The organism is Pseudomonas sp. DTU_2021_1001937_2_SI_NGA_ILE_001 (assembly GCF_032463525.1).
In the GTDB taxonomy this organism is placed as follows: domain Bacteria; phylum Pseudomonadota; class Gammaproteobacteria; order Pseudomonadales; family Pseudomonadaceae; genus Aquipseudomonas.
On the sequence record NZ_CP135971.1, the window covers coordinates 3,675,990 to 3,688,276 of the forward strand.

At 64.0% G+C, this 12,287-nt stretch carries 9 protein-coding genes; 4 read left to right on the plus strand and 5 right to left on the minus strand.

Features of this window, described 5'->3' with window-relative positions; translation table 11 throughout:
* Nucleotides 1-27: 27 nt before the first annotated feature.
* Together oadA and RRX38_RS15810 are read right to left on the minus strand one after the other, a co-directional pair.
* Complete coding sequence (gene oadA, locus RRX38_RS15805) at nt 28-1,836, minus strand: sodium-extruding oxaloacetate decarboxylase subunit alpha (protein WP_295471773.1); 1,809 nt, start codon at nt 1,834-1,836, stop codon at nt 28-30.
* Nucleotides 1,837-1,934: 98 nt separating this feature from the next.
* Nucleotides 1,935-3,350 (minus strand): acetyl-CoA carboxylase biotin carboxylase subunit, encoded by a 1,416-nt coding sequence (locus tag RRX38_RS15810; RefSeq protein ID WP_315959865.1) that lies wholly within the window; start codon nt 3,348-3,350, stop codon nt 1,935-1,937.
* 229 nt (nt 3,351-3,579) lie between these two features.
* Between RRX38_RS15810 and RRX38_RS15815 the strand changes: the two genes are divergently transcribed.
* Nucleotides 3,580-4,530: a LysR family transcriptional regulator gene (locus RRX38_RS15815; protein ID WP_295471777.1), complete on the plus strand. Its 951-nt coding sequence runs from the start codon at nt 3,580-3,582 to the stop codon at nt 4,528-4,530.
* Here the strand turns inward: RRX38_RS15815 and RRX38_RS15820 are convergent.
* From RRX38_RS15820 to RRX38_RS15830, 3 genes are all read right to left on the minus strand, one after another.
* Nucleotides 4,484-4,702, minus strand: coding sequence for a PA3496 family putative envelope integrity protein (locus tag RRX38_RS15820; protein WP_295471780.1), 219 nt, complete (start codon nt 4,700-4,702; stop codon nt 4,484-4,486). The two genes, RRX38_RS15815 and RRX38_RS15820, sit on opposite strands and share 47 nt — an antisense overlap.
* 117 nt (nt 4,703-4,819) lie before the next feature.
* Complete coding sequence (gene hexR, locus RRX38_RS15825; RefSeq protein WP_295471782.1) at nt 4,820-5,686, minus strand: transcriptional regulator HexR; 867 nt, start codon at nt 5,684-5,686, stop codon at nt 4,820-4,822.
* A 115-nt stretch (nt 5,687-5,801) separates the two neighbouring features.
* Nucleotides 5,802-8,294, minus strand: coding sequence for a putative bifunctional diguanylate cyclase/phosphodiesterase (locus RRX38_RS15830; protein ID WP_295471785.1), 2,493 nt, complete (start codon nt 8,292-8,294; stop codon nt 5,802-5,804).
* Nucleotides 8,295-8,544: 250 nt separating this feature from the next.
* Here RRX38_RS15830 and uvrD point away from each other — a divergent pair, with 250 nt between their 5' ends.
* The 3 genes from uvrD to RRX38_RS15845 all read left to right on the plus strand — a co-directional run bounded on the left by uvrD (nt 8,545) and on the right by RRX38_RS15845 (nt 12,257).
* On the plus strand, nt 8,545-10,728 hold the full coding sequence (gene uvrD / locus RRX38_RS15835; protein WP_295471787.1) for a DNA helicase II: 2,184 nt from the start codon (nt 8,545-8,547) through the stop codon (nt 10,726-10,728).
* A gap of 140 nt (nt 10,729-10,868) precedes the next feature.
* A complete protein-coding gene (locus RRX38_RS15840) occupies nt 10,869-11,717 on the plus strand; it encodes a Tim44 domain-containing protein (RefSeq protein ID WP_315959866.1) in 849 nt (282 codons plus the stop codon).
* Between the two features lie 132 nt (nt 11,718-11,849).
* Nucleotides 11,850-12,257 (plus strand): SMI1/KNR4 family protein, encoded by a 408-nt coding sequence (locus tag RRX38_RS15845; protein WP_295471792.1) that lies wholly within the window; start codon nt 11,850-11,852, stop codon nt 12,255-12,257.
* Nucleotides 12,258-12,287: the final 30 nt, after the last annotated feature.

Below are 12,287 nucleotides of genomic sequence, written 5' to 3' on the forward strand. Positions count from 1 at the left end.
GTTAATCGTTGAATCGGTGCGTCAGGCTCAGCCTTCGATCTCCACCAGGATCTCGCCCGGGTTGACGCGGTCGCCCTTGGCCACGTGGATGGCCACGACCTTGCCAGCGATGGCCGCCTGCACTTCGGTCTCCATCTTCATCGCCTCGGTGATCAGCACCGCCTGGCCGGCCTTGACCGTGTCGCCTTGCTTGACCAGCACATCGACGATGTTGCCTGGCATGGTGGTGCTCACATGGCCCGGCGCGCTGGCCTGGTTGCGCTTGCTGGCCCCACCCCCGACGAACTCGTTGAGTGGTTCGAACACCACTTCTTCCGGCATGCCATCGATGGACAGGTAGAAGTGACGCTTGCCCTCGGCCTTGACCCCGACGCCGGTGATGTCCACACGGTAGGTCTCGCCGTGCACGTCGATGACGAACTCGGTCGGTACGCCCTCGCCCCCGGCCCTGGCCACACCCCCGGCCTCCGGAATCGGCAGCAGCACTTCCGGGGTCAGGGTGCCGGCGGCGCGCTCTTCGAGGAACTTGCGCCCGATGTCCGGGAACATCGCGTAGGTCAGTACGTCTTCCTCGGATTGCGCCAGGGCCCCGATGTCGGCGCGCAGCTTGGCCATTTCCGGTTTCAGCAGGTCGGCCGGGCGCACGTCGATCAACTCTTCGTTGCCGATGGCCTGGCGGCGCAGTTGCTCGTCCACCTGGCCCGGTGCCTTGCCGTAGCCGCCCTGCAGGTACAGCTTCACTTCGTTGGTGATGGTCTTGTAGCGCTCACCGGCCAGAACGTTGAAGAACGCCTGGGTACCGACGATCTGCGACGTCGGGGTGACCAGCGGCGGGTAACCCAGGTCCTTGCGCACCCGTGGGATCTCGGCCAGCACTTCGCTCATGCGGTTCAGCGCACCCTGCTCCTTGAGCTGGTTGGCCAGGTTGGAAATCATCCCGCCTGGCACCTGGTTGACCTGCACGCGGGTGTCCACGGTGGTGAATTCACTCTCGAACTGGTGGTACTTCTTGCGCACCGCGTAGAAGTACAGGCCGATCTCCTGCAACAGTTCCAGGTCCAGGCCGGTGTCGAACTCGGTGCCCTTCAACGCCGCGACCATGGATTCGGTGCCGGGGTGGCTGGTGCCCCAGGCGAAGCTGGAAATCGCCGTGTCGATGTGGTCGGCGCCGCTTTCCACGGCCTTGAGCTGGCACATGGCGGCCAGGCCGGCGGTGTCGTGGGAATGGATGAACACCGGCAGCGACTGCTCGGCCTTCAGGGCCTTGACCAGCTCGCCGGTGGCGAAGGGGGTCAGCAGGCCGGCCATGTCCTTGATCGCCACCGAGTCGCAGCCCATGGCTTCCATCTGCCGGGCCTGGGCCACGAAGGCATCGATGGTATGCACCGGGCTGGTGGTGTAGGCAATGGTGCCCTGGGCGTGCTTGCCGGCGGCCTTCACCGCTTCGATGGCCACGCGCAGGTTACGCACGTCGTTCATCGCGTCGAAGATACGGAATACGTCGATGCCGTTGACCGCCGCCTTGGCGACGAAGGCCTTGACCACGTCGTCGCTGTAATGCCGGTAGCCCAGCAGGTTCTGGCCGCGCAGGAGCATCTGCAGGCGGGTGTTGGGCAGCGCGGCGCGCAGCTGGCGCAGGCGCTCCCATGGGTCTTCCTTGAGGAAGCGCACACAGGCGTCGAAAGTCGCGCCGCCCCAGACTTCCAGCGACCAGTAGCCGACCTTGTCGAGCTTGTCGCAGATCGGCAGCATGTCTTCGGTGCGCATGCGGGTGGCCAACAGCGACTGGTGGGCGTCACGCAGGATGGTGTCGGTAACAAAGATTTTCTTGGACATTATTCTCTCCTCGTAGCGGCAAGCCTCAAGCCAGAAGCCGCAAGAAAAAGCCGATCTGCTTCACCTTGCAGCTTGCCGCTCAACGCTTGCAGCTGCGTTCATAAGCCTGCGTGGGCGGCGATGGCGGCGGCGATGGCCAGGGCCAGCTCTTCGGGTTTGCGCTTGATCGAGTAATTGGTCAGTTCCGGGTGTGCTTCGACGAAGCTGGTGTTGAACTGGCCCGTGCGGAACTCGGGGTTGCGCAGGATTTCCTGGTAATAGGCGGCGGTGGTCTTCACCCCCTGCACGCGCATGTCGTCCAGCGCCCGCAGGCCGCGGTCCATGGCTTCTTCCCAGCTCAAGGCCCAGACGATCAGCTTCAGGCACATCGAGTCGTAGTACGGCGGGATGGTGTAGCCGGTGTAGATCGCCGTGTCGGTGCGCACGCCGGGGCCGCCGGGGGCGTAGTAACGGGTGATCTTGCCGAAGCTGGGCAGGAAGTTGTTCTTCGGGTCTTCGGCGTTGATACGGAACTGCAGGGCGAAGCCGCGATGGATGATGTCTTCCTGCTTGATCGACAGCGGCAGGCCCGAGGCGATGCGGATCTGCTCACGCACGATGTCGATGCCGGTGATCTCTTCGGTGATGGTGTGCTCCACCTGCACGCGGGTGTTCATTTCCATGAAGTACACCTCGCCCTCGGCGAGCAGGAACTCCACGGTGCCGGCGTTCTCGTAACCCACCGCCTTGGCGGCGCGCACCGCCAGGTCGCCGACATAGGCACGCTGCTCGGGGGTCAGCTGCGGGCTGGGGGCGATCTCGATGAGCTTCTGGTTGCGACGCTGGATCGAGCAGTCACGCTCGAACAGGTGCACGACGTTGCCGAAGCTGTCGCCGAGGATCTGCGCCTCGATGTGCTTGGGATTGACGATGCACTTTTCCAGGAACACTTCCGCCGAGCCGAAGGCCTTGGTGGCTTCGGAGATTACCCGGGGAAACGCCTGTTCCAGCTCCTCGCGGCTGTTGCAGCGGCGAATGCCGCGACCGCCGCCGCCGGAAGTGGCCTTGAGCATCACCGGGTAGCCGATGCGGTCGCCTTCGACCAGGGCCTCTTCGATGTCGGCCACGTTGCCTTCGGTGCCTGGGGTCACCGGCACACCGGCCTTGATCATGCTGCGCCGGGCTTCGGTCTTGTCGCCCATGCGACGGATCACGTCCGGCGCCGGGCCGATGAACTTGATCCCGCGTTCGACGCAGATTTCTGCCAGTTCGGCGTTTTCCGAGAGGAAGCCATAACCCGGATGCAGGGCATCGCAACCGGTTTCCACAGCCAGGTTCACCAGCTTGCGCGGGTTCAGATAACCGGCGAGCGGCTCGGCGCCAATGCTGTAGGCCTCGTCGGCGCGTTTGACATGCAGGGCATGCCGGTCAGCGTCCGAATAGATCGCCACCGAGCGAATGCCCATTTCGGCGCAGGCGCGCACGATACGGACGGCAATCTCTCCACGGTTGGCGATCAGGATTTTCTTGATCACTGGCTTTTCCTCGACCATTGATTCAGACCTGCCGGGCTGGCCGGCGGTACTGGACTGCGCGGCCTTGGCCGGGCAGTCGTCGCTTTGTTGTTGTAACAGCACAGCTGATGCGTCGACGCAGGGACACCCTATTCCGGATCAGTGATTAACAAAAATCAGTAAAAATTGGGTGAAGCATAAGTAAAAGCTTATAGTCGACTTTCAGGTCTTGGGGAGGGAGCGGTGGTAAATGCGTAAGTCATTGATGCGTATGACATTGCGTCAATTGAGGATCTTCAACGAGGTGTGCGATCTGCGGTCCTACAGTCGCGCCGCCGAGGAAATGTCCCTGACCCAGCCGGCGGTCAGCCTGCAGATTCGCCAGCTGGAAGAACTGCTCGGCCAGCCGCTGTTCGAGTACGTCGGCAAGAAGCTCTACCTCACCGAGACCGCCGAGGCGCTGCGCCACGCCAGCCGCGACATCTTCGGCCGCCTGGAGAGCCTGGACATGCAGCTTTCCGACCTGCAGGGCTCGTTGCAGGGGCAACTGAAACTGGCCATCGAGTCGAGCTGCAAGTATTTCATCCCGCACCTGTTCGCCGCCTTCAAGCGCCAGTACCCGGAGGTCAGCCTGGCTCTGGCGGTGGTCAACCGCGCCCAGGTGATCCGGCGCCTGTCGGACAACCGCGACGATCTGGTGGTGATGTCCATGGTCCCCCAGGACATGGGCCTGGAGTTCATGCCGTTTCTCAACAACCCCATCGTTGCCGTGGCGCCTGCCGAACACCCGTTGTGCGCGCAGCCAGCGCTGACCCTCAAGGATCTGGAGCCCTGGCCGTTGCTGATTCGCGAGAACGGTTCCGGAACACGCCGGGCCTGCGAGGAATATTTCAAGGAGAAGCGCGTGCATTTCGGCCAGACGCTGGAGGTGTCATCCAGCGAGGCGCAGCGCGAATGCGTGGTGGCCGGCCTGGGCCTGGCGATGCTGACCCGGCACGCGGTGAGCGCCGAATTGGCCGCCGGCACCCTGAAGGAACTGCCGGTGGCCGAATTGCCGCTGTATCGCAGCTGGTGCGTGGTTCAGGGGCGGGACAAGCGGTTGTCGCCGGTGGCCCACGCCTTCCTGGGCTTCATCCGCACCGAGCGGGCGCAGATCAGCCGGCTGGCCGAGCGCTTCGACGGTCGGCCGAGAAGCGGCTGACCTGCCAGACCTCATCGGGAATGTCGTCGATGTAGTCGGACAGTTCCTGGTTCAGGCGGCGCTCTTCCGTGTAACTCTCGATGGCGCGCCGAAACGCCATGCGCCGCTGGTCTTCCTGCTGACGGCGAGTCTTCGCCGCGCTGTTGTGCAGATCATCGTAGTGCCGAGCCATTACCTGTCTCCCAGTACGTTGTGCGGGAGCTTCAGCATGGGCGGCGGCCGTGACACAACGACGGCAGGAAAATGACCGAACGATGAAATTTCCTCGGGAGTCGCCGAGGATCGCCGCTCAATCGTCGTGAGGCTTGATCGACTTGGGCGACAGGCGAAGACTGCGCAGGCTGCGCTTGACGCTCTTGAGGTGGTTGACCAGGCTCGGCCCGCGCGCCATGGCCACGCCCATGGCCAGCACATCGATGACCACCAGGTGGGCGATACGCGAAGTCAGCGGCGTGTAGATTTCGGTGTCTTCATGCACGTCGATGGCCAGGTTGATGGTCGACAGCTCGGCCAGCGGTGTCTGGCTTGGGCAGAGGGTGATCAGCGTGGCGCCGCTTTCGCGGACCATGTTGGCGCTGATCAGCAGGTCCTTGGAACGTCCGGACTGGGAAATGCACACCGCCACGTCACCCGGCTTGAGGGTGACCGCCGACATGGCCTGCATGTGCGGGTCGGAATAGGCAGCCGCGTTGAGCAGCAGGCGGAAGAACTTGTGCTGGGCATCGGCCGCCACTGCACCGGAAGCCCCGAAGCCGTAGAACTCCACGCGGTTGGCACCGGCCAGCGCCGTGACCGCCAGTTGCAGGGCGTGCGGGTCGAGGTGCTCGCGCACTTCCATCAGGGTGTGCAGGGTGGTGTCGAAGATCTTCAGGCTGTAGTCGGCCACCGAATCGTCTTCATGGATGGCGAACTGGCCGAAGCTGGCACCGGCGGCCAGGCTCTGTGCCAGCTTGAGCTTGAGGTCCTGGAACCCCGAGCAACCGATGGCCCGGCAGAACCGCACGATGGTCGGCTCGCTGATACCGACGCTGTGCGCCAGATCGGCCATGGAGCTGTGCATCACAGCCGCCGGGTCGAGCAGCACGTGGTCGGCGACCTTGAGCTCCGACTTGCGCAGCAGGTTACGGGACTGGGCGATGTGTTGCAGCAGATTCACAGGCTGGACTCGGTCAGGAAAGCGGTGGCAAGTGTGTAGCAAGCTTGTAGTTATACTACATGACCTGCGGCCCGCCCAGCGAAACGCGCCAGGCAGGCCAATACGCCGCTCAGGTTCAGCCCTGCAAGCCTATAGTGTGGGTAATGGCCTGGGCTTCGACCGGCCGGCTGATCAGATAGCCCTGTACTTCGTCGCAGCCTTGCAGCTTGAGAAACTCCAGCTGGGTCTGTTGTTCCACGCCTTCGGCCACCACTTTCAGGCCCAGGCTGTGGGCCATGGCGATGATCGCCTGAATGATCGCCGCATCGCCCGAGCCTTCGTCCAGGCCCCGAATGAAGGTCTGGTCGATCTTCACGTAATCCACCGGAAAGCGCTTGAGGTAGCTCAGCGATGAATAGCCGGTGCCGAAGTCATCGATCGCCAGTTTCACGCCCAAGTCACGCAGCTGCTGGAAGGTGGCGATGATGTATTCGACGCTGTCGAGCAGCTGACTTTCGGTCAGCTCCAGCTCCAGGCGATGCGGGTCCAGCCCGCTCTCTTCCAGCACTTGGCGCACCAGGGTGACCAGCTTGCCCTGACGCAATTGGTAGACCGACAGGTTGACCGACACGCGGATCGGCTTGAGGCCCTGCTGGCTCCACTCACAGGCCTGCCGACAAGCCTCGCGCAACACGAACTCACCGATGGCGCCGATCAGCCCGGTTTCCTCGGCCAGGCCGATGAAATCGCCGGGCGGTACCATGCCGCGCTCCGGATGATGCCAGCGCACCAGCGCTTCGACGGCTTCCATGCTGCCGGTTTCAAGGCTCAGCCGCGGTTGGTAGAACACCCGCAATTGCCGGTCTTCGATGGCCTTGCGCAGCTGGATCTCCAGCTGCAGGCGCTCCAGGTTGCTGGCCTGCAGACTCTCGGTGAAGAACTGGAAGTTATTGCCGCCCAGATGCTTGGCATGTTTCATCGCCATGTTCGCCTGGCTGGCCAGGGTGGTGACGTCACGTGCCGAATCCGGCATCAGGCTGATGCCCACCGAGGCGCTGATCACCAGTTCATGCCCGGCCACCTGCACCGGCACGTGCAGCTTGTTCAGCATGCGGCTGGCCACCCGTGCCAGGCTGGAGAGGTTGGCATAGGTGTCGAACAGCACGGCGAATTCATCACCCGACAACCGGGCGATGGTGTCGGCTTCGGGCAACGCACTGCGCAGGCGGCGTGCCACCTGCTGCAACAGTTGGTCGGCCACTTCATGGCCCAGGCTGTCGTTGAGCAGCTTGAAGCGGTCCAGGTCGATGTGCAGCAGCGCCAGGCTGCGGTTGCCCTGCCGGCTGCGCTGGCTGGCCTGGTTGAGCCGCTCACGGAACAGCGAGCGGTTGGCCAGCCCGGTCAGTTCGTCGAAGTGCACCAGGTAGCGCAGGCGCTCTTCCGATTCGCGCTTGTCCGACAGATCGGTGAAGAAACCCACGATATGACTGGGGTTTCCTTCACTGTCGTGCACCAGGTTCAACTGCAGCCATTGCGGGTACAGCTCGCCGCTCTTGCGTGCCTCGACCAGCTCGCCTTGCCAGTGCCCGGTTTCCTCCAGGGCCTGGCGAATGGCCGCGAAGTTTCGCCGTGCATCGCGGCTGCTGGCGATGTCGATCACCTGGCGCCCCACCAGCTCTTCCTGGCTGTAGCCGGAAACCCGGCTGAAGGCCTGGTTGACCGTGAGGATCCGGTACTGCGGGTCGAAAATCACGATCCCCTCGTTGGCGGCGGCGAACACCGCGGCCGCCAGGGGCGGCGGGCTCTTGTTCAAGTCCTGGCGCGCCTGCTCCAGCTCGCGGGTGCGCTGCTCCACACGATCCTCCAGGCCCGCCTGGGCCTTGCGCAGGCGCCGCTCGGCCTGGCGGCGCTGCTCGATTTCCCTGGCCAGCTCTTCATTGAGCAGCTCGCTACGCTGCTGGGCGTGCTGCAGGTGCTCGATCAGCGCCTGGTTCTGGAAGCGCTGCACCAGGCTGCGCCGGATCAGGCGGTTGACCTGCAGGGCGACGATCATCAGCGCTGGCAGCAGAATAAGCCCCATCCAGCCCCAGCCGCGCACCGGAATGTCATGGCCGAAGAACAGATAGAGGATCGGCGGCAGCAGCGAAGACAGGCTGAACGTCAGGAACGCCATCAGGCTGACGGCATAGGCCACGCTGGCCGACAGGGTCGCCACGCCGATCATGCCGAACACCCAGGCCTGCTGTTCGAAATTGGCCACCGGCACCAGCAGCATCGCCGCACAGGCCAGCGTCAGGCCGCTGACCAGCGCGCCAGCCAAGAAGCGATAACGCCATATCGGCAGGGCCTGACGTTCGGGCGCTGCAGCGTTGAACGCGCTGACCTGCACCAGGCGCAGGGCGACCAGCGCCGTCAGCCAGACCAGCCACACGCCCACCTGCCAGCCACGCTCCGGGCTCCAGAGCAGCCAGGCGCAGATCAGGCCATTGATGAACATGCACAGGGTGGGCAACAGCGAGCCCTGGTAGAGCAAGCGTGTGCGCTCTACCTCGAGTTGCGGGGCGTAATGTCGGCGAATGTCCCGGCGGCGCATGCCGGATGCATCACGCGGGTCGAAGCGATGGGTCATGGCGTCGTTCTTGTTGATATTAAAGAGCCTTGAGCGTGTGCGGAGCATACACAAGCGCCGGGCCATACCAAACAGCACCGCGCAGAAATATTCTGCCCCGTGATCGGCTGACAGGCCTGCCCCAGACAGTTCGCCGCGTTAACGTTCGAGGCTGGCCGCCAGGCAATCGTTTGCCAGCCAGACGCTTTTTACCGCACCCAGGGTGCGGCCAGTTTGCCCGGCATCAACGAGGGGCCTAGAATGCTGCCCCATGCATGACGACCTCTCCCTTTTGCTCAATTCCCTCAACGACGCCCAGCGCCAGGCCGTAGCCGCGCCCGTGGGTCGTCAGTTGGTCCTGGCCGGCGCCGGCTCTGGCAAGACCCGCGTGCTGGTGCACCGCATCGCCTGGCTGATGCAGGTCGAACAGGCCTCGCCGCATTCGATCCTGTCGGTGACCTTCACCAACAAGGCCGCCGCCGAGATGCGCCACCGCATCGAGCAGCTGATCGGTATCAGCCCGGCCGGCATGTGGGTCGGCACCTTCCACGGCCTGGCCCATCGGCTGCTGCGCGCGCACTGGCAGGAAGCGGGGCTGGTGCAGACCTTCCAGATCCTCGACAGCGACGACCAGCAGCGCCTGGTCAAGCGGGTGATCCGCGAGCTGGGCCTGGACGAGCAGAAGTGGCCGGCCCGCCAGGCCCAGTGGTTCATCAACGGCCAAAAGGACGAAGGCCTGCGCCCGCAGCATATCCAGGCCAGCGGCGACCTGTTCCTGATGACCATGCGCAGCATCTACGAGGCCTACGAGGTCGCCTGCCAGCGCGCCGGGGTCATCGACTTCTCCGAGCTGCTGTTGCGCGCCCTGGACCTGTGGCGCGACCATCCCAGCCTGCTGGCGCACTACCAGCGGCGCTTCCGCCATGTGCTGGTCGACGAGTTCCAGGACACCAACGCCGTGCAGTACGCCTGGCTGCGCCTGCTGGCGCGCGGCGGCGACAGCCTGATGGTGGTGGGCGACGACGACCAGTCCATCTACGGCTGGCGCGGCGCACGCATCGAGAACATCCAGCAGTATTCCAGCGACTTCCCCGACACTGAGGTCATTCGCCTGGAACAGAACTACCGTTCCACGGCCAGCATCCTCAAGGCGGCCAACGGCCTGATCGTCAACAACAGCGGGCGCCTGGGCAAAGAACTGTGGACCGACGGCGGCGACGGCGAGCCGATCAGCCTGTATGCCGCGTTCAATGAGCACGACGAAGCCCGCTACGTGGTCGAGACCATCGAGAGCGCGCTGAAGACCGGCCTGTCGCGTAGCGAAATCGCCATCCTCTATCGTTCCAACGCCCAGTCGCGGGTGCTCGAAGAGGCCCTGCTGCGCGAGCGCATTCCTTACCGCATCTATGGTGGCCAGCGCTTCTTCGAACGCGCCGAGATCAAGAACGCCATGGCCTACCTGCGCCTGCTCGAAGGCCGTGGCAACGACGCCGCCCTGGAACGGGTGATCAACGTGCCGACCCGCGGCATCGGCGAGAAAACCGTCGAGGCGATCCGCGAACACGCTCGCCACAGCGGCCTGTCGATGTGGGAAGCCATGGGCCTGCTGGTGACCAACAAGGGCGTGACCGGCCGCGCCGCCAGTGCCCTGAACGGCTTCATCGAGCTGATCGAGAACCTGGCTGCCAAGGTCATGGACATGCCGCTGCACCTGATGACCCAGACCGTCATCGAGCAGACCGGCCTGATCGACTATCACCAGCAGGAAAAAGGCGAGAAAGGCCAGGCCCGGGTGGAAAACCTCGAGGAACTGGTCAGCGCCGCGCGCAACTTCGAAAACAGCGAGGATGAAGAAGACCTGTCGCCCCTGGCGGCGTTCCTCAGCCACGCCTCGCTGGAGGCCGGCGACGCCCAGGCTGACGAGCACGAAGACAGCATCCAGCTGATGACCCTGCACAGCGCCAAAGGCCTGGAATTCCCGCAGGTGTTCATGGTGGGTATGGAAGAAGGCCTGTTCCCGCACAAGATGAGCCTGGAAGAACCTGGCCGCCTGGAAGAGGAACGGCGCCTGGCGTATGTCGGCATCACCCGCGCCATGCAGCGCCTGGTGCTGACCTACGCCGAAACCCGTCGGCTGTATGGCAGCGAGACCTATAACAAGGTGTCGCGTTTCGTGCGCGAAATTCCGCCGGGGCTGGTGCAGGAAGTGCGCCTGTCCAACAGCGTCAGCCGGCCTTTCGGCGGCGCGTCGAAACCTCACGACAGCCGCCTGTTCGACGGCACCGGCATCCCGGAAACCAGCTTCAGCCTGGGCCAGCGGGTCATGCATGCCGTGTTCGGCGAAGGCACCATCCTCAACTTCGAGGGCGCCGGTGCCCAGGCCCGGGTACAGGTCAACTTCGCCGAAGGCAGCAAGTGGCTGATGATGGGCTACGCCAAGCTCGAACCCCTCTGATACATGGCTGGCGCAGGCGCAACAGCCTTCGCGCCTGCGCCAGCCTTCATGCAAAAGCTCGAAACATACCTGCGCTAGCCATTCGCCTGCACCCTGTGCAACATGACGCGCGTGCAATCCACAATAACGGAAATCCCCTTATGCAACGTTTTCTGAGCATCGCCATGGCTCTGTGCCTCAGCCTGACGCTGAGCCTGGACGCCAACGCCGCGCGTTTCGGCGGTGGCAAGAGCAGCGGTTCGGCGCCAGTCCACCAGACCCGCCAGGCCGCACCGTCCACTCCGGCAGCGGCCCCCAACGCGGCCGCTCGTCCGACCCCTGCCGCCAGCGGCGCTTCGCGCTGGCTCGGCCCGCTCGCCGGTATCGCAGCCGGCGGCCTGCTGGCTGCCACGTTCATGGGTGACGGCTTCGACGGCATGCAGCTGTTCGACTTCCTGATCATCGGCCTGATCGCCTTCCTGATCTTCCGTTTCATCGCGCGTCGTCGCATGCAGCAGCAACAGCCGAACATGGCCGGTGCCGGTGCGCCTTACCAGCGTGAAAACGCCCAGCCTGCCAGCAACCCGATCTTCGGCTCGGCCGCTCCTGCCGCCGCTGCCGCGCCGGTCATCAACGCACCAGCCTGGTTCAACGAGCAGCGCTTCCTGGAAGCCGCCCGTGAGCATTTCCAGGCCCTGCAACAGCACTGGGACGCCAATGAGATGGACAAGATCGGCGAATTCGTCACCCCGAACATGCTGCAGTTCCTGAAGAAGGAACGCGCTGAACAGGGTGATGGCTTCCAGTCCACCTACATCGATGACCTGCAGGTGCAGCTCGACGGCGTGGAAGATCGTGCAGACCGCACCATCGCCACCCTGACCTTCACCGGCGTGGCCAAGACCTCGCGCTTCGACAAGGGTGAAGCCTTCAGCGAAAGCTGGAACATGGAACGCGCCCAGGGCGACAACCAACCCTGGCTGGTAGCGGGTATTCGCCAGAACGGCTGAACTCCTGCAACATCGCCATGATCGAAACCCCGGACTCGTTCCGGGGTTTTTTGTTACCCGTTCGGACAGTTATTTTGAAAGCGGCTTTCGGCTACTGTATAACCCGCGTCGTTTAGCTCAGAGGATCCCGCCGTGGAAGAAGTCATCGAAGAATTGCGTGAAAAGAATGAACCAGTACCGGTGGCGCTCGAACTGCCCGACGAAGACCTGCTGGTCGAGATCGAAGAGGAGCTGCTGATCAACATGCCGGTCGGCCTGCGCGAGTTCCTGCTGCTGGTCAGCGACGTGGTCTACGGCAGCCTCGAGCCGGTCACCGTGACCGACCCGCAGTCACACACCTACCTGCCCGAAGTGGCGGCCAATGCCTGGGACGCCGGTGTGCCGCGCGACCTGGTGCCGCTGTGCCAGGACGGTGACGACTACTATTGCGTCGAAGAAGACGGCACCGTGGTGCTGTGGTCTGGCGAAGAGGAACTGGTCATCGACGAAAGCTGGGAATCGGTCTGGCACTGGGCCCGCGACGTCTGGCTGGAAAGCTGAGTTCCTGGCCAGCGTCGTCGCCCGGTAAAG